This is a genomic window from Aquimarina macrocephali, from assembly GCF_051627225.1.
In the GTDB taxonomy this organism is placed as follows: domain Bacteria; phylum Bacteroidota; class Bacteroidia; order Flavobacteriales; family Flavobacteriaceae; genus Aquimarina; species Aquimarina macrocephali.
This window is the reverse complement of sequence record NZ_CP151795.1, coordinates 5,705,330-5,723,927: the sequence shown is the minus strand read 5'-3', so window position 1 is coordinate 5,723,927 and position 18,598 is coordinate 5,705,330. Positions and strand designations below refer to the sequence as shown.

13 protein-coding genes are annotated in these 18,598 nt (G+C 32.1%); 10 read left to right on the top strand and 3 right to left on the bottom strand.

Translation table 11 applies throughout. From position 1 onward, the window contains the following. Nucleotides 1–47: 47 nt before the first annotated feature. Together AAFU52_RS25210 and AAFU52_RS25205 are read right to left on the bottom strand one after the other, a co-directional pair. Complete coding sequence (locus AAFU52_RS25210; protein WP_438424247.1) at nucleotides 48–533, bottom strand: acetyl-CoA carboxylase biotin carboxyl carrier protein subunit; 486 nt, start codon at nucleotides 531–533, stop codon at nucleotides 48–50. 129 nt (nucleotides 534–662) lie between these two features. After that, nucleotides 663–1,676 (bottom strand): metal-dependent hydrolase, encoded by a 1,014-nt coding sequence (locus AAFU52_RS25205; RefSeq protein ID WP_438424245.1) that lies wholly within the window; start codon nucleotides 1,674–1,676, stop codon nucleotides 663–665. 539 nt (nucleotides 1,677–2,215) lie between these two features. Here AAFU52_RS25205 and AAFU52_RS25200 point away from each other — a divergent pair. From AAFU52_RS25200 to AAFU52_RS25175, 6 genes are all read left to right on the top strand, one after another. Then, complete coding sequence (locus AAFU52_RS25200) at nucleotides 2,216–2,980, top strand: T9SS type A sorting domain-containing protein (protein ID WP_024771344.1); 765 nt, start codon at nucleotides 2,216–2,218, stop codon at nucleotides 2,978–2,980. Nucleotides 2,981–3,260: 280 nt separating this feature from the next. After that, nucleotides 3,261–3,653 carry a response regulator gene (locus tag AAFU52_RS25195; protein WP_438424243.1) on the top strand — a complete coding sequence of 131 codons (393 nt, stop codon included), beginning with the start codon at nucleotides 3,261–3,263 and terminating at the stop codon, nucleotides 3,651–3,653. A 2-nt stretch (nucleotides 3,654–3,655) separates the two neighbouring features. Further along, entirely contained in the window at nucleotides 3,656–4,090 is a 435-nt protein-coding gene (locus tag AAFU52_RS25190; RefSeq protein WP_024771346.1) for a response regulator, read from the top strand. Nucleotides 4,091–4,223: 133 nt separating this feature from the next. Further along, the gene (locus AAFU52_RS25185) at nucleotides 4,224–6,932 is read left to right on the top strand and encodes a TonB-dependent receptor (RefSeq protein ID WP_438424241.1); all 2,709 of its coding nucleotides are present in this window, start codon (nucleotides 4,224–4,226) and stop codon (nucleotides 6,930–6,932) included. Next, on the top strand, nucleotides 6,929–8,758 hold the full coding sequence (locus AAFU52_RS25180; RefSeq protein WP_084050438.1) for a YfiR/HmsC family protein: 1,830 nt from the start codon (nucleotides 6,929–6,931) through the stop codon (nucleotides 8,756–8,758). Before AAFU52_RS25185 ends, AAFU52_RS25180 begins: the two co-directional genes overlap by 4 nt. A gap of 147 nt (nucleotides 8,759–8,905) precedes the next feature. After that, nucleotides 8,906–10,369: an AAA family ATPase gene (locus AAFU52_RS25175; RefSeq protein ID WP_438424236.1), complete on the top strand. Its 1,464-nt coding sequence runs from the start codon at nucleotides 8,906–8,908 to the stop codon at nucleotides 10,367–10,369. A gap of 129 nt (nucleotides 10,370–10,498) precedes the next feature. Here the strand turns inward: AAFU52_RS25175 and AAFU52_RS25170 are convergent, their stop codons facing one another. Next, complete coding sequence (locus AAFU52_RS25170; protein WP_438424234.1) at nucleotides 10,499–13,432, bottom strand: DUF4132 domain-containing protein; 2,934 nt, start codon at nucleotides 13,430–13,432, stop codon at nucleotides 10,499–10,501. Between the two features lie 648 nt (nucleotides 13,433–14,080). Between AAFU52_RS25170 and AAFU52_RS25165 the strand changes: the two genes are divergently transcribed. The 4 genes from AAFU52_RS25165 (at nucleotide 14,081) to AAFU52_RS25150 (ending at nucleotide 18,598) form a co-directional block, all read left to right on the top strand. After that, nucleotides 14,081–14,758 (top strand): hypothetical protein, encoded by a 678-nt coding sequence (locus AAFU52_RS25165; protein ID WP_024771351.1) that lies wholly within the window; start codon nucleotides 14,081–14,083, stop codon nucleotides 14,756–14,758. Nucleotides 14,759–14,769: 11 nt separating this feature from the next. Further along, on the top strand, nucleotides 14,770–15,888 hold the full coding sequence (locus AAFU52_RS25160) for a hypothetical protein (RefSeq protein ID WP_024771352.1): 1,119 nt from the start codon (nucleotides 14,770–14,772) through the stop codon (nucleotides 15,886–15,888). Nucleotides 15,889–15,922: 34 nt separating this feature from the next. Continuing rightward, a complete protein-coding gene (locus AAFU52_RS25155; RefSeq protein ID WP_024771353.1) occupies nucleotides 15,923–17,737 on the top strand; it encodes an OmpA family protein in 1,815 nt (604 codons plus the stop codon). Nucleotides 17,738–17,827: 90 nt separating this feature from the next. Beyond that, nucleotides 17,828–18,598, top strand: a complete 771-nt coding sequence (locus AAFU52_RS25150) for an ABC transporter permease (RefSeq protein ID WP_084050440.1) — start codon at nucleotides 17,828–17,830, stop codon at nucleotides 18,596–18,598.

Genomic DNA, 18,598 nt, shown 5'->3' with positions numbered 1-18,598 from the left:
ATTAAACTATATTAGAACACATGGTTCTGTTTAATGCCTATGATAGGCTAAGCGAATTCAATTAATAATTGTCCTTTATCTACTGCATCTCCTGTAGTGGCAGAAATAGACTTAATAACTCCATCTCTGGGAGATAGAATAATATTTTCCATTTTCATGGCTTCCAAAATAAGTAAAGGATCGTCTTCTTTTACTTCCTGACCTATTTCAACCTGAATATCTAACAGTAAACCTGGCATAGGAGCTTTGATAGCATTTACCTGCTTAGAAGACCCTAAAGAGAATCCCATTGCTGCAATTCTGGTATCTAATTCATTAGTAATGCTAACCTGATAGCTGTTGTTGTTTACTTTTACAGTATATTTTTTAGTATCGAAATTCGACTGTACAATTTCTGTATGAAAAGATTTGTTGTTTTGAAGAATGTGGTGGGTCGATTTTGAATTACTTACAATATCTATTTTTGAAATATCTTCTTCGGTAAATTCAAAATCAAAAATCTTATTTACCTTAACTTTATATGCGCTACTCATAAGTGTGAATATTTGATTTGCAAGATAAAAATAGATATTATATTTACGAGAATTTTATACTCATATTTATGCTCATGTCATTTATAGAAGGTTACGCAATAGGGTTGGGGATATTTTGATACGTTCTTTTTATGATTTATTTCCTAATACTCTGCTAAATAATTTTTTAAGCAGGGGAGAAGCATCATCCATATTTCTTTCTCTTTCTTTAGCGGTTAGAATACCATTATCATCATAAAATAGTTCATAGCTAAATACAAATCTATTTGCTTCTTCACCTACTCCCATTTGCCCAAATCTGAGGTCATTAAAAAATAATTTGTCATTCGTTTTTTCGATAGTATACCAACCTTCTGATAATTTAATTAATCTAGGAATAAGAGGATCATCTATCATCTTACCCAACAGGTGATGATTCTTTGGGAATTCTGAAAAAACAATAATATCTTCTTTTTCTAATAAGGAGTAATATGCTATTAAAAAAGAATATTCGGTTTCTACATTAGCAGTCCATAAAATACTATTGAGAGGAGTTGGTTTTGTTTGAATCTCTTTATATCGAATATGTTGGTTTTCGAGATTGGTCTGAAACACCCCATACGTATACCATTTTAATCCCAATGTTATAAACATATAAATACTACTAATGTATAATCCAAGGGTATTGAACTTTCTTCTTTTAGGATGTGTACGTTTATAAAACATAGCCAAAGTCACAAACATCAAAAATGGTATGGTATACAAAGGATCTACAACAAAGATATTTTTAAAAGAAACTTTATAATCAAAAGGCCAGAATAGCTGAGTCCCCCATGTGGTAAATGCATCTAATATGGGATGTGTAAAAAGACCCAGAAACATAAGTCTTGACCAATCTTTCCAGTCTGCTTCATTATTGCGATAGATTTTAGAGATCATCCAACCAAATACCGGAGCGGCAAGCAAACTAAAGAGTATGGAGTGCGAAAACCCGCGATGCAATTCGTTTGCCGTAACATGATCAACAAAAAGTTTGGATAACACGTCTAGATCGGGAATAGTTCCTGCGATAGCTCCCCATAGCATAGCTTTGTTGCCTACTTTTTTACCTAGAGTAGCTTCTCCTACTGCAGCCCCTAATACAATTTGGGTTAATGAATCCATTAATCTTATTGAAGTTTAAAAGAGTTTCTGATTTCATATGTACTGTTCGAAATCAATTTAATCAAAGGTTTAAAAAATCTATTTGGAATCGGGTCGGTGTGTCTTACATATAATTTTATTCCCATAGGTTTGACAAGTAAAACCATCATCTGAATGTATTTCAAATTTACATTTATTTTTTATAGTCTTTATTAAAAGTATGTCAAAACTGATATTGAATAGGAAAATAAGTTTTTTAAATCTTATACGACTCTGTTGACCTTAGATTAGGATGAAATTCCTTGATTTTTAGTGTAGGGAGGGTTTAGTTTATTATTTCATTTTAGAAAATAAAAAAAATAGGATTTTGTTTATAATCAGGTTGTTATGATTTTTTTTCTCTAGAAGTGAAAACCCCTGAAAACAGTGAGATCTTCATAAAAGTTTCAAAGTATTTTTGAAACTACTGAAGAATATGAGATTACATTATAGACATATCTTGAGAAGTGTAATGAAAGAGTAAACAAATTAATTTAGTATAACTTTTAAAACTTAAAACCATGAGAAAATTTTTATTATTAGTGATGTTATCCATCACATTTACCACATTTGCACAGAACTACCAATTGACCGTAAGTGGGTATATAGGTTCAGGTCCATCTTCTTGTGGATCATTAGAAGGTTTACAATCAATAACAGCCGTATTTGATGATGGTTCAGAAGATTTCTTGTTTAGTAATTCACAGGGAATACGATTTATAAATAGAAATTATTCCTTTTCTCAGATATATAGTGAGAGTAAACGTTTGGTGGGAGTAAAGTTTAAATCTGTTTCTAGAATTAGAAAAGCTTTTAGATGTAGAAGTAGAAGAAGTCAAAAACTAGTAAGTGTTAGTTCTCCATCTTTTTACAAAGAATTTACAAAAAATGAAATCTACGAACGGAGAATAAATAGTGGTTATGCAACTATAACTGTTACTCAAAGCATAGATGCTAATAAATCGAATGAGAATATTGTCTTGACAGATAATCAAGAGTTATTAAGTGTGCTATCGGATAAAGAATCAAAGCTATTTGAAACTTCAATTTATCCCAATCCATCACCAAACGGAAGATTTAGTGTGAATGTCTCTTCTGTTAAACCATTACCTGTACTAATACAAATCTTTGATTTGGTAGATAAGAGAAAAATACTTGAAGATACAAAAGTAGGAAATACAGAATATGTTTTCGAATTCAATTCATATAAACTGAAACCAGGGTTTTATTTGGTTCAAGTTGAATCGGGAGGAAAAAAACAGTTCGAAAAGCTTATTATAGAATAAAAAAAACAGACAACATAAGCTTAAACATAGCCACTTATTTCTAAGAAATAAGTGGCTATGTTTTTATTGACTTAAAATTTAGTTAAAACTACATGTTTTTGTATTAGTTTTTTTAAAGCATAAATTGCTTTATTTCAGAAAATTAATTTTAGAGAATACATTTTACCGTTAAATTTGTGTTGTTAAACGAAAACTATTTCATAAAATTTAGTTTTGTTATGGTCATATCAAATAAGTTTATTTCCTTTGAGTGTAATTGGGAAATTAAATGAATACATTGGTGAATTGTGTCTTGCTTATAGATGATGACAAGGCCACAAATTTCTTTAACGAAAGAGTTGTTACTAGACACGAAGACTTTTATCAGGTTAATACTGTGCAAAGTGGTTTGGCAGCTCTAGATTATCTTAATGCTGTAGAGAATAATGCAGCAATAAAACCTGACCTTATTTTTTTGGATATCAATATGCCTGCAATGAATGGGTGGGAATTTTTGACCGAGTTTTCTAAACTGGATCAAAAAGTAACAGCTGGTATTAAAGTGATTTTGTTATCAACTTCGTCTAATCCAGATGATGTAAGAGCATCTGCCAAAAATCATTCGGTCGATGACTTTATCAATAAACCTTTATCTATGGATTTATTGGATGATGTGCTAAAAAACCATTTTTGATTATGAAAAAATTAAAACGTTTTCTTCTCATTGATGATAGTAAAGCAACTAACTTTTTTAATAAAACAATTATAGAAAAAGTACAGTGTGTAGAAGAGGTTTTTATTGCAGAAAATGGAAAACAAGCGTTAGATCATATCCAATCCGAAATTATTCCTGAGATTATATTTTTGGATATTAATATGCCGGTCATGGATGGTTGGGAGTTTATTGCCGAATATCAGAAATTAGATGATAGATATAAGGGATCTATTATAATACTTATGCTGGGAACAGATTTAAGTAAGGAAGATGAAGAAAGAGCAGAGCGTATTTTGGAAATAAAAGAATATGCACAAAAAATGTTGACTAAAGAGAGTGTTTGCAAGATTGTGACAAAGTATTTTAAACGGTCAGAGTCGGATTCTTGCTCAGAATCTTATAAAAAGATTATATAACTTCAGATATTGCCCCCATATATATTTGTATTTTGAATGAACTTATGATAGTTTTGGCTACACACAAAGCAATCTATTTAAAATCTAAATTAAAAAACATATTAAGACGCGGACTAAAAAAAGCCCCCCTATTTTGTTAGTTCAGTATAGGTTATACCTTACTGGTTTACTATTTCTTTGTTTTATTTCTGGAGCATTTTCTCAATCAAGGGCGGTTATATCAGGTAATGTTTCTGACCAATTTGGTAATCTGCCAGGAGCCAGATTAGTTATAGAAGGTACAGATAAAAATACAACAACAGATGTTAATGGTAATTATCACTTCGATGTTGATGAGGGAGAGTATATAGTTACTTCAGAATTTTTGATGTATACTTCTGTTTCTAAAACAGTATTAGTTAAGGTTGGAGATACTGCAAAGGTAGATTTTGTTCTAGAAACTGGATTCTCAATAGATCAACCAGTTTCTTTGGGATCAAGGGCCAAGCCAAAATCAATATTAAAGAATACAGCGGCGGTAGATATTATTTCACCGCAACAGTTAACAAATTCTTCTCAGGTAGAATTGAGTCACATTCTTCATTATTTGATTCCTTCTTTTCATTCTACACACCAAACGATAGCAGATGGTACAGATCATATAGATCCGGCAACACTTAGAGGATTAGGGCCAGATCAGGTGCTTGTGTTGGTTAATGGTAAGCGCAGGCACAATAGTTCTTTATTAAATGTAAATGGTACTGTGGGCAGAGGATCGGTAGGGACCGATTTTAATGCAATACCCATAGCATCAATAGAACGTATCGAAATATTACGAGATGGGGCGACTTCTCAATATGGTTCTGATGCTATTGCGGGAGTAATTAATATTATCCTAAAAAAGCAAACAGAAATTATTCAACTCGATAATAGAGTAGCAATAAATACCGAGGGAGATGGACTTAATGTGTATTCTTCTGCAAATTTTGGGTTAAAAATAGGAAAAGAAGGTTATATAAATGTTACAGCAGAATATAGAGATAGAGAATCTATAAACAGAGCCGGAGACTATACAGGTACAGTATATTCTAATGATATAACAACTGATCAAACGCTAATCGAGGAAAATAATTTTTTTGAACAGACAGGGTATTCTAACAAACGAGTAATGGAGATCGGAAGCGCAGAAACCCAGAACCTTGCATTATCATTTAATGGTGAAATAATAATGTCTGACTATGCAACATTTTATATGCATGGTGGTAGAAACTACCGAGAAGGAACATCAAAAGGATTCTATCGTTTTCCTAAAGATCAAAACAGGGTAGTTTTAGAGTTATTTCCAAATGGTTTTTCTCCAGAGATCCTTACCGATATTCAGGATGATGCAATTACGGGAGGAATAAGAGGAATTAAAAATGAATGGGATGTGGATTTTAGCCATTCTATTGGGGTTAATAGGTTAGATTATACTGTAAATAATTCTAATAATGCCTCCTTAGGAGTAACATCCCCCAGAACTTTTTATACAGGAGGGTTTATCTACAAGCAAAATACGACAAACCTTGATCTTTCAAGAACATTTGATTGGCTTGAGGGTGTAAATGTAGCTTTTGGGGCAGAACTAAGAGTAGAGAATTATGAGATAGTTGCAGGAGAAGAAGCTTCTTATGTTGATGGAGGAAGTACTTATACCAATAGTTTAGGAATAGAATTGCCTAGAATTGTTGGGGCACAGGTTTTCCCAGGTTTTCAGCCAGAAAATGCATTAAATCGTTTTAGAACAAATAGCTCTGGTTATCTGGATATAGAAGCAAATATAACAGAGAAACTTTTAATTAGAGGAGCAGCCAGATATGAAGCATATAATGATTTTGGAGGTCAGGCGATCTGGAAATTGTCGGGTAGATACAGAGTTAGAGATGAAATTAGCATAAGAGCAGGGTTTTCTACAGGATTTAGAGCGCCTTCTCTTCATCAGGTATTTTTCCAGAATATAAGTACACAGTTTATTAATGGAGAAAGTGTACAAGTAGGTACCTTTAATAACGAAAGTGCTGTTGCTACAGAAGCTTTTGATATCAAAAAATTAAAACCCGAATTATCTAGTCATTTTAATACTGGTTTCAGTGGGAAACTAAACGATAATATTACTTTTAGTTTAGATTATTATTTAATTAATATACAGGATAGAATTGTTCTTTCAGGAAGATTTGCAGAAGGATATGAGGAAATACTGGAACCCTTTAATGTTGGTGCTGCTCAATTCTTTACAAATGCAATAGATTCCAGAACATCTGGTGTTGATCTATCATTATTTTTTAAAACAACTCTTGGTACAGGAGAATTTAATGCTTCATTAGCAGGTAATTTTACTAAGACCAAAGTAAAAGGTCCAATTAAGGTTTCACAAACATTAGAAGGACAAGAGGAAGTACTGTTTAACAGAGAAGAAATCGCCAGAGTAGAGTTTGCACAACCAAATTATAAAATAAATTCATTGCTTTCTTATGATTTTGAACAGTTTGGATTTCAGGTAGTAAATACACTTTTTGGAAAGGTTAAATTTATTCACCCAAATGATGGAGACTCTGTAAATTGGGTGGTAAATGATTTTACAGGAAATATAGAGTCCAGAGATCAGATGTTTTCTCCTAAACTCGTAACAGATATTGCAATATCATATCAGATTAGTGATTATATGAAATGTACTCTGGGAGGGAATAATGTTTTTAATGTCTATCCAGATAAGCATAAACATGCCGCTAATACAGAAGATGGAAATTTTATGTATAGTAGGAGAGTGCAGCAGTTTGGTGTTAATGGATCCAATTATTATTTAAGATTATTACTTAGGTTATGATGTATAGGCGTCAATATATATCGACAGCATATACTAATTTGATAGCTATATTTTTATATGTTATTGCAATGAGTTTTTCGTTACAAATAAAAGCTCAGGAAACAAGTAATGAAGAAGTAAAAAGATTACAGCGCGCTATATTTGTTTTTAACTTCGCACAGCAAATAGGTTGGCCAACTATAGAAGAACAACCAAATTTTAAAATAGGTGTACTGGGACCTGACCGAACAATACTAGATCTGAAAGCCATGTCTCTAAGGCGTAAGATCCAAGGTAAACCTGTAGAGATTGTTCGATTTCAATTTGTTAAAAATGTAAAAGATGTTCAGCTATTATATGTAAATCATAAGTATAACTATGATATGCATTATATCCTTAGTAAGATCTCGGGAAAAAACATAATGCTTGTTGGAGAGGATTATAACTTTAATGCCTCTATGATTAATATGGTTAATGTAGGGGATTCTTTTGAATATGAGATTAATGAAAGCCGAATAGAAAAAGAAGGATTTACTATTGCTTCTTCATTAGGAAAACATGCTATTACTTCTTCAGAAAAATGGAAACGTTTATACCGAAAAACAGAAAAAACCTTAAACAAAGTACAAGAGGATAAAGATAAACAAGAGGCTATATTAAAAGATAAAGAACAGCAAATACAATCTCAGGAAGAAAAAATAACAGATCAATTAGAAAAAATTGACAATAAGGAAGGGGAAATTAACCAAAGAAATAAAAAGATAGAAAGCCTTTATACTGAGAGTGAAATACAACAAAAAAAATATAAAGAAAAGGTTGTAATCGAAAGGGAACTCGAAAAAAACATCCAGGAGCAAGTTGCTTTTATAAAAAGTCAGGAAGAAAAAATTATACAAAGCAACCAGGAAATTAGTATGCAAAATGAATTTCTTGGAGAGCAGAAAGAAAAGATCAAAGAACAGGAGCGTGTGTTAAACCAGCAAGCTTCAGAACTTGATGCTCATAAAAAAGTAAACTTTTTACTCATTGCTCTGGTACTTCTTACTCTTATCGTTAGTTTTTTCATTTACAGGAATTACCTGGCTAAGAAGAAATATAATAAAGAGTTAGAGGATAAAAACCTTGAGATCTATAATCAATCTGTAGAGCTGGAGGCAAAAAATAAAGAGTTAGAACAATTTGCATATATAGCAAGTCATGATCTCCAGGAACCTCTTAATACAATATCAAGTTTTATAGGGTTATTAGCCGAAGATTATGGAGAAAACTTTGATGAAGCAGGAAAAGAGAGTATGTCCTTTATTAAGGATGCAAGTATAAGGATGAAAAAACTGATTGATGCTCTATTAGAATATTCCAGATTAGGAAGAAGTAAAGAGTATGATAATGTTGATTGTGCTACTGTTATACAAGAATTAAAAAAGGATCTAAAAGTTGTTCTCGAAAAAACAGGGACAAAAATTAAGATGGAGAATTTACCAGTAGTTAGAGGTTCAGAAATAGAGCTTCGATTATTGTTTCAAAACCTTATTAGTAATGGTATTAAATTTAATGCTTCAGGTTCTATTCCTGAAATAGAGATTAGATGTGTCAAAAAAAGTGACCCAGAAGATGCATCAAAAGGTTTTTGGCAATTCTCTGTAAAAGATAACGGTATTGGGATACCAGAAGAACACCAGGAAAGAATATTTGCAATTTTTCAAAGGTTACATTCTAGAGATCAGTATGAAGGCACAGGTATTGGTTTGGCTCATTGTAAAAAAATCGTAGAAGCTCACGGAGGGAAAATATGGCTTACATCCAAAGTAAAAGGAGGAAGTACCTTTTTCTTCACCATTCCATTTTAAATGAAATACTACGTTCTACGTTACTGGGGTTTTACCAGTAAGTATGGTTAGAGAATGAAGGATAACGTAATATTATGGATCAGTTCATTATCTTTGGTAAAAAGATTCAAAAAGTAGTATACATTTATTTAAAAAAACCAGGGGGTATTGGAAATTTCTTCAGCATATCTTGACATCCTTAAAAAAGAAGGAAATAAAGCATTGGCAATTTGTCAAAATTTAAATACAAATAAAGAATTTAGAAACACAGTTACTACTATTGTAGATGATGGTTTTCGAGGTGTGAATTATAAAGCAGAACATATCCTTTTGCATGATATTGTTAAGGTATTTGATGATTTTGAAGATATACATGTTGACGCCGCCAAAGTATCAGCAAAAGTGAAATTTATTCTGGTTTATTTTTATGAAAAATTACAAGGTAAAGATTTGAGTAAAGCTTATGATCTAAAAAAGCTTAATGAACTTCCTTTATCATCTCAGTTTAGTAAAAATGTTACTACTGTTAGAAACACCTCTTTTTTTGAACCTATTGATGAGGTTAAAACCGAATTTGCCTTACCTGTAATTTTGGCAAAATTCAAAAGTGAGCAATTACTAAGTATAGGTTCTTTTTTAAGTAGAATAGCTTCACTGGTTGTTAATGCAGATGGAATAATTACAGAGAAAGAACGAGATTTTTTAAAACGTGTATCACATAAGACAAATCATCCAAAAATAGTTGTGAAAAAAGCAGGGTATAATGAAGTACCAGAAAATGATACACTCGGGATTGTACTTCAGGAGCTTAATGAACTTATTGGTCTTAAGGATATCAAAAAGAATATTGAAGATCTTACGAATTTTCTAAAGATTCAAAAAATAAGAAAAGAAAAAGGATTAAAAACCTCTTCTAATTCTTTACATGCTGTTTTTATGGGGCCACCTGGTACAGGTAAAACTACAGTTGCACGTATGCTGGGAAGAATATATAAACACCTTGGTTACCTGGAGAAAGGACATTTGGTAGAAACAGATAGGGCAGGTATGGTAGCAGGTTATGTAGGGCAGACAGCAATCAAAGCAGACGAAATTATAAAATCTGCCATTGGTGGTGTTTTGTTTATCGATGAGGCATATTCACTTACTTCTGGTGGGTTTAATGATTTTGGAAGCGAAGCGATAGAGGTTCTACTAAAACGAATGGAAGATCAGCGGGATGATTTAGTTATTGTTGTAGCGGGGTATCCAGATGAAATGCAGGAGTTTATACAGACTAATCCAGGACTTCAATCTCGATTTAACAGATATTTTGAGTTTGATCATTTTACTGCCGAAGCATTGTTAAGCATTTTTAAGCTTTTTGCAAAAAAAGCTGATTTTATACTTACCGAAGATGCCGAAGAAAAACTAATGGAAATCCTCGATAGAATATATGAAAAGAGGCACAGAGGTTTTGGAAATGCAAGAACAATACGAAATCTGTTTGAGAAAATTATAGAACGCCAAGCCAATAGAATTGTTTCGATAACTCCGATTACTGAAGAAATATTGATGACTTTGACCGAAGAAGATATCCCGGAAATATTAAAAACAGTAAAAGAAATTATTCTTTTTGATGAAGAAGAGTAACGATTTATGTAAAGGTTTCTATTGGATTTGTAAGTAAAAGTTGTGAAAATTGGCGACCCCTAATACTATACCTTTGTTATTTTAGCTCTAAAAAGCTTTCTGATTTCTATTTGTAAATTTGCTTTTTATTCATGAAACGTCATTCATGATTTCTTTCAGGTCATTCATTGCTTCAGAATAAATAACCTTAGGGACATCCCGTAATGTGATAAGACGATTATCTGTTTCATTTCTGGGTTCTGAAAACCAAAAGCTATCGGTTTGAACAAACCCCAATGGTATAAAAAAACACTTTCCTAAAACCATTTCTTCATCAAACATCCCTTGGGTTTGCAAATTATCAGTTTCTACAAAAACTTCTATTCTACCTTCCTTAAAAGCTTTTTTATAGGATAAAATACTTCCGCCGTCCCCAATACTTCCTTTTTTCCAGCCTCTTTTTTGTGCTCTGTTTTTAAATTTTCCTGCTGGTAAGGTTCTGTCTTCAAAACTTCTGGATAATGTTACTTTATATAATTTCTTGGGAAGTTGGATTATATCCCTATCTAATTGTTGGATAACTGGAATTATTTTTTGAGTTTCAAAATATTCTTTCCATTTCATTTTTATTTTGGCACCTATAAGAATGGGATGTACCAGCCGTATTTGGTCATTATGGTTAATATCCAAGGATTGTTGTTTGTGGTTTTTTAATTCACCACTTGCTGTTATAGTAAAGGTACTCTCATTATTCTGTTGCCAAATCAGAGTCTGGCCACAAGCAAAAGCAATAGGATGGTTTAAGAAGAATTTTTTCCAATCCTTTCCTTTCCAAAACCTTTGTATAACCAGATAATTCTCTAAACTATGCCTAAAATGTTGTATTGTTTGCTTAAGTGTAGTGTTTAGATTTTTCAACATTTTCTTGATATCTTCAGATGCTTTGGTAATTGATTTTACCTGTTTTCCTTGTAGATTTTTAAAACTAAACTTAAGCTGTGGACTTATAAATATTATATACCTGTTACTTATTACTTTTTCTTTATTTATAAAATCGAAATCTGGCATCATATTATCTTTCAGTTCAAAATAGGTCAATCCCAATTGCTCTGCAATGGATTCAAATGCTTCTTCTGCGGCTCCACGAACATTGAGGTACTCTACATTAAAGTGTTGAATAACCTTTTCTAATGCTAGTGCGGCTTTATATGTTCCTAGAATTCCCAGAATAGCACAGGCATTTAGATTTTTATCCTGTATGGCGATATTTTGCAGAGGCATAACCAATCGTTGATCCCCTAATTTTCCTAAAATTGCAAAGCCTGGTTTTGTAACTGCTTTTATACCTGTATTTTTTATCATATTTTGAAACAAAGCATATGCAAAATCAGCTCCCTTTTTTTGATCGAGTAGGGTGTACATAGGCTCAGCTTCTATATCGACATTAATCTTTTTAGAGCTTATCTGCCTGTAAAACAAGTAGTTTAATTCAGTTTTTGATACTGTAGTACCGTCTTTCCATTGTAATTCTGGTAATTCCCCTGCCCATTCTGCGATGGGTTTCTCTAATTTCCCTCTTAGAGAAGCAAGGCTGATACGTTTTTTTATATCTTCAATGGATACTTTACTTTGATTTTTGTGACTATAAAAAGAACGCACAGCAATATTACGCACATCTTCTAAACCCTCTTTTTCGACAATAGGTTGTAACGACGCGATAGCTTCTTCACATCTTATTTGACTTAAGACATATACTCCAGCTCTTCTCTCTTCTTTTTTTTCTGACAGCGTTAATTCTTTTGCCTTATAAAAAATATCTTCTGTCGGATATCTGGATAGTAAAGAAGCGGCTGTATCTGCCAGATCTTGATATTCAGAACATGCGATCTCCCATACCAGATCGTTATATTTTGAGAAATCCAACCCCTCGAGTAATGCAAAAGCCTCTTTGTAATGTGCAATAGGGGTATTATCTTTTATATTCATTATGGCTTCTATTGCAATTTCTATAGCGCTTTGTTTGTAACAACCAACAATATGACTAACAATCTCAAGATTTAACTGTTTGGTCTCTTTTACATATGAAAACAATTCGGTTTTCATTTCTTTTCTAAAATATTTGCATACCCAACCAATAAATTTAGGAGTATCATCACGAAACAATTCTGTAGCAGGAGACCAATTAAATGTATAACCATCTTCACTTGAGTTTTTGCGTTCCAAAATATAGGGCAACATTTTTTTTATATGTATTACAGTTGGTTTCCTGTATTTTTTTCTAGCATTGGCAAATAGAATCCTGTAACATTCCATCACACAAATTATACAATCAGAACCTTCCATTTTTTCTACTACAAAGGATTCAAATTTTTTTAGATTGATTTTGCATAATTCTTCTAACCAACTAAATCGAATATGTTTCTGAGCTTCTTTTCTTGTATAGTATAGAGGAAGGTTTTCTAAAAGTGTATCGAGTAAACTTTGTTGCGCAGTACCCAGTAATGATATTAGTGGTTTTATGTAGTTTTCATTATCTAATAATTGTATAGTTCTTGTCTGATTTTCTTTGATGAGTTTGAGTATTATTTCTCCTACAGAATTAACAGATTTATCTTCTCTTAAGAAAGATACTTGTTTGGTTGCATTTAAATAAGCAGAAAGAGCAGTCCATATATCTATATTAAAATGGTCTAATTCTTTTAAAGTTAAACCAAAGAGGTCTTCTCCTTCTTTTTCTGTCTTTAGTTGAGGTAGAAACCATTCTCTAAAAAAAACTTCGTAATAACCATCAAATTGGGTGCCTTTTTTATAGAAAAAAGTATCATTACATATAAATACAAGAAGACGCTGATCAATAACCCTCCATTCTTGTATTGGATTAAGTAAAGTAGATAAATGATTAAAAGTATCTACTTTTAATTTCGTTATTTGCGGTAACTCATCAGATTCTCCAAAAATGAATTTTAAGATATTTTCAAGACTTTCTATATCACGCTCATTGTACATTCTTTTGTAAAAATCATGAACTACATCTACCCATTGTTTTTTTCTTTTGGTAACCAGTTCAATTGTATCTTCATGCATTTTTTTAAAAATCTTTAATTGATTCTAATCGAGAATTTAAGATGTTTTTAGGGGTGCTTTTATAGATGAATTTTTGTTTCATGGATATACTTTTATTGCTTTTTTAATGGATCATCAAAAAGTGATTGTATCATGATATGATAAAAATAAAGAGAATATGATATTAATTTTTCACTGTAAACCGTGAAAAATTTAAGAATCAGAATATGTAGATTTTTTTAAGTGTCAATGTTCAGGTTTTAAATAGATGAAATAGACAGGGAGTTTATGTAAATATTTGAAAAACAATATTTTATTAAATGTGATTTAGATATGTTTTAGAATAAATACAGTGTTGTTTGAAGTATGTTTATAAAAATGAATTAGGACATTTGTAATCCTTTTTATTGTTATAATAGTGTAAAAAGGCGTATTTTAGAATTTTAAGAGTATCGTATATGAGTTGTAACAAATTGTGTTCTAATTACACTAATATAATGAAGTCTATTAATCAATAAGGGAATCATACAAAATCATTTGTTTTGTTAAATGCTTTTAATTCATGGCTTGGTAAGGTTTAAAAAAAACAATAATATTTATAAGAATTTATATAAATTTACCTCCTGGATCAGTATTTTAGCAATAATGAGCTCATCAAAAACATTTTAAATGGCTAAAGAAAAATTTAACTGGAAAGGTCTTTTTATTAACGACGAAACTTCAGAGGCAGAAAAACCTAGAGAAACAACTCCAGTACAACCTAGTTCTAATTCTTTTCCAGAATCAGGTAAACCAGTTTCGAAATTTCCAGTACACCCTCCAAAAACAACTTTGGTAAGTGATAGTGTACTTACTACAATTATAGAAATGTACGAATCCGGTTTTGAATCTCTTAATAAACCGGGATATGATTTTTACGAATTTTTTAAGGCGATAAAAGCAGTCGGGTCTAATGACCCATCGGTATACAAAATGGCTTTTACAATGGCCCAGGGAGTAGATTCAACCGTATCCAAAAATACACTTCTTACACAAGCAGATTTTTACATTAAAGAAATCGAGAAAGTACATAAGCAGTATCAGAATCAAGGAAATTCTAAGAAATCAAAGATTCTGAGTTCTCAAAAAAGCAGAAAAGACACTTTAAATACTGAAATTTCTGACTTAGAAAAAAAATTAATTGAGATTCAGAATCAAATCAGTGTTAAAAAGAATTTACTTCAATCGGTCGATACAGATATTGAAGTATCAGAGATAGATCAAAAAATTGTTGCTAATGATAAAGCAAGATCAAAAATTTTGGAAACTATAGTAGCAGTAGTAGAGGGCATTAAAAATAATATATAAGCAATACATTAATGGATCAAGAATCAAAAAGCCACTTATTAGACTTACCTATTTTAAAACATTTTGATGATGAAAAAGGGGAAATTTCTTTAAACCCTAATAATTGGAGGAATGGAGAAAAGGGACTAAATGCTTTTCTTAAAATAGCATTGTTCGCAGGTTTAGGATACGCTGCATGGGTGTATGTATTACCTCCTTTATTTACAGCATTAGGACAGGTAATAGCACTTGCAGGAGTAGCAGTATTTGTGATATTTTTTATCATGATGTTACCTGTAATATTAAAATTCTTACGTAGAGTTACAAGAGGAATTCATAAGTCCTTAATAAAACATGACCCTTTCGGAGAATTACAGGAGCAAAAACAAAAAATGCTAATGAATAGAAAGGTTTTTAAAGATTCTAAAGCCAAAATAAGAGCATTAAAAAGTAATATGGAGCTTGAAGCTTCTAAAGCAGAAAAAGAATCTAAAGAATTTCAGGATCATGTAGTGACATTACAAAAACAGGCAGAGAAGATTAGAAATAAAATGCAAGCGATAGTGTCTGAAAAAGGTAGTGCAGGTAAGGATACCGATGAATACGTAGAGCTGCATAGTGCTTTAGCAAAAAAATTATCACAATCACAGCAAGTTGCTCATCAATTAAAGCAAAGTAAAAGTTTTATCCAAAAATATGGTAGTAGAGCTAATGTAATGGGTAAACTGGATAGAAAACTAACTCTTGCTGGTACAGCAATAGATATTAAGATTTCTGATTTTGAAGTAACTATCAAAATGCTGGAAAAAGAATATCAATTTGCAAAATCCGCAAAAGCGGCCACAGATGGAGCAAAATCTGCTATGTTATTTACTAAAGATTGGGAACTAGAATATGCATTAGATGTGATCACAGAAACTATTGCGATGGATATAGCTAAAACTCAGGAAAATCTAACAGATATCGATATGCTAACGTCTAAGTATGATATGGATAGTGATGAGCTATACTCGCAATTAGATACTTTGGCAGATAATATTAAAACAGGGAAAGACTATATTCCTGATTCTGAAAAATATAAAAACCCTAACTACAAACTAACAGCTGAGGATAAAGAAGCAAGTGGTGGTTTTGGGAATATGTTTGACTAACTAACCGAAATAAAAACTATAATAAAAATTAAAAATGGGTAAAATTTTAAGAACAAAAAAACTCACTACATTATCCGAGCTTATCATTGTAATCATTTTACTTGGTGCAATCTTAGGTGCGGTGTACTATTTTGCTCCTGGGTTAAGAGTAGGAGAAGCAAAGCAATTAGATGAGCTAAATATAAATAAAGAAGAGGTAGATAATGTTACTACATCAGATAAACTAGAATTGCCTTCCAATAGCCTTTCAAAAAGTGTAAAGGATAAACCTCTTGTTAGAATGGCAGCTTATGCCTGGAATGCTCAATCTGGTATTATTGTTTCTAATGGAGGACCAAAAACAACCAAAGGTTCTTTGATGGAGCAAAACGGAGTGAATTTAGAGATAATCCGTCAGGATTGGCTTTCTGAATTGAGGAATATGCAAATGAAATTCATTGAAGAATTTGATAGAGGAGAAGAATTTCCCGATGCAGATAAAAGTGCATTTGCAATCATGATGATGGGTGATGGTGCCCCTTTCTATATTAGTACTATGCAACAAGCTTTAGATGATAAGTTTGGTAAAGATAAGTACCACGTACAGGTAGTTGGTGCAGTAGGACTTAGTTATGGTGAAGATAAACTTATTGGCCCACCAAGCTGGAAAGTTGATCCAAAAAGCATGAAAGGTGCTTTGATCTCTGCCGTGTTAGGTGATGGAGATTGGGTAACAGCTTTAAACTATGCCTTTGCTAATGGTTTAAAAGTAAATCCCGATGTTACCACTTATGATCCTGATGCAGTGAATTTTTATCCTTCACAAGATGATGACTATATTAAGTCTGCAGAAGAACTTATTAAATCTCAAAAAGCAGGGTGGACAGTTCCTCTTAAAGAAGTGAGAAACGGAAAACTAACAGGTAAAACAATTAATAAAAAAGTTGATGGATGTGCTACCTGGACACCAGGAGATAAAATGGTTTTTGATGAGTTAAATGGTTTCACTGATATTATATCTACACGAGAATTTAATAACCAAATGGCAACTACAGTTATTGCTGTTAAAGAATGGTCGGTAAAACATCCTGAAATCGTTAGTAATATTTTAAAATCAGCATTAACAGCTTCTAATCAAATGAAGCAATATGATGAGTGGAGAGTAAGAGCTTCTGAGGCGATAGCTAAAACATATGATTTAGAAACTCCAAAATATTGGTATGATATGTTTAAAGGCCAAAAAGGAAATAAAAATGGTATCGATTACAACATGGGTGGATCAAGAGTATTCAACTATGCAGATGTAATGCAATATTATGGTATTACAGATGGTACCAATCGATATAAGGCAGTATACAATCAGGTATCTTCTTACCTAAGTGAACTTAATCCATTTGGTTTTAATGAATCTGTTAAAAGGATTGTACCTTATGATGAAGCAGTTAATCTTTATTTTATTAAAAACATTAATGATATTGATGCAGGTTCGGCTTACAAACCAGATTATACCAAAGAAGCAGAAGAAGTCTTGGCTTCAGGAGAATGGAATATTAATTTTGATACCGGAAGTGCAAATATTTCAGGATCATCTGCAAGTACTTTAGAAACGATATATAACCTTCTTATTCAGGCCGAGGATACAAAGCTTAGATTAGAAGGACATACAGATGATACAGGTTCTGCAGAAGCTAATTATGATTTATCACAGAGACGTGCACAATCTGTAGTTAACTTTTTAAGGAGTAAAGGAATTCCTCAATCACGTTTTCAATCTGTAATCGGAAAAGGTGAAGATGAACCAATCGAAACTAATACTACCGGTAGTGGTAGAGCCAAGAACAGACGAGTAGTTATTACATTATTGAAATAACATGACATCCAATTAATAAGAGCCGTCTTATGTTTGTAAAACATTGATTTTACATAGTAGACGGCTTTCTTTTTTAATAGCTAGTTTATTATGAAGTATTTATTCAAACCGTTCGAAAAGGTTAGCAAAAATAGCAGGTTACTCATTATAGGTGTATGGGTAGCAATAGTGTTGATTTTTTGGTTCGTTTCCAGTATGGGAGAGAGGCATTTGTTTCCTTCTCCACAACAAGTACTAACAGGATTTACAGAACTTTATAATGAAGGGCTGGTGGTACATATTGGCAGTTCTTTACTACTATGTATAAAAGCAATACTTATAGCGGTCGTCATTTCTTTAATTGTCACCTATCTATCTACAATTCCTGTAATAACACCAATAGCAAAAACGTTAAGTAAACTTCGTTACCTTCCGCTTACAGGTATATCTTTTTATCTGGCTATCCTTATTAGTGACGCCAGAACCATGCAAGTATGGGTGTTGGTAGTATTTATGACTACATACCTTACCACATCATTGTTGAGCATGATTAGCTCGATACCACAAGAAGAATTTGATCATGCACGTTCTTTACAATGTAATCGCTGGGAAGTACTATGGGAAGTTGTTGTAAAAGGAAGAATTGACCATGTTATAGAAGTAATCAGACAAAACCTGGCTATCGTTTGGATGATGCTTGTAACTGTAGAATCTATCCTTGTAGCGGCTGGTGGATTAGGATTTTTAATCAAAAATTCTGATAAATTCATGAATCACGGTAGAATCATAGCATTACAAATAGTAATATTATTAGTAGGCTTATCTATAGATTTTGTCTTAGATTACTTGAGAAAAGCCTTTTTTAGATACTCCAAAATATAA

Coding starts and splice junctions, on each gene's coding strand:
- AAFU52_RS25210 (WP_438424247.1), bottom strand. CDS start 533: ATGAGTAGCGCATATAAAGTTAAGGTAAATAAGATTTTTGATTTTGAA.
- AAFU52_RS25205 (WP_438424245.1), bottom strand. CDS start 1,676: ATGGATTCATTAACCCAAATTGTATTAGGGGCTGCAGTAGGAGAAGCT.
- AAFU52_RS25200 (WP_024771344.1), top strand. CDS start 2,216: ATGAGAAAATTTTTATTATTAGTGATGTTATCCATCACATTTACCACA.
- AAFU52_RS25190 (WP_024771346.1), top strand. CDS start 3,656: ATGAAAAAATTAAAACGTTTTCTTCTCATTGATGATAGTAAAGCAACT.
- AAFU52_RS25180 (WP_084050438.1), top strand. CDS start 6,929: ATGATGTATAGGCGTCAATATATATCGACAGCATATACTAATTTGATA.
- AAFU52_RS25170 (WP_438424234.1), bottom strand. CDS start 13,432: ATGCATGAAGATACAATTGAACTGGTTACCAAAAGAAAAAAACAATGG.
- AAFU52_RS25165 (WP_024771351.1), top strand. CDS start 14,081: ATGGCTAAAGAAAAATTTAACTGGAAAGGTCTTTTTATTAACGACGAA.
- AAFU52_RS25160 (WP_024771352.1), top strand. CDS start 14,770: ATGGATCAAGAATCAAAAAGCCACTTATTAGACTTACCTATTTTAAAA.
- AAFU52_RS25155 (WP_024771353.1), top strand. CDS start 15,923: ATGGGTAAAATTTTAAGAACAAAAAAACTCACTACATTATCCGAGCTT.
- AAFU52_RS25150 (WP_084050440.1), top strand. CDS start 17,828: ATGAAGTATTTATTCAAACCGTTCGAAAAGGTTAGCAAAAATAGCAGG.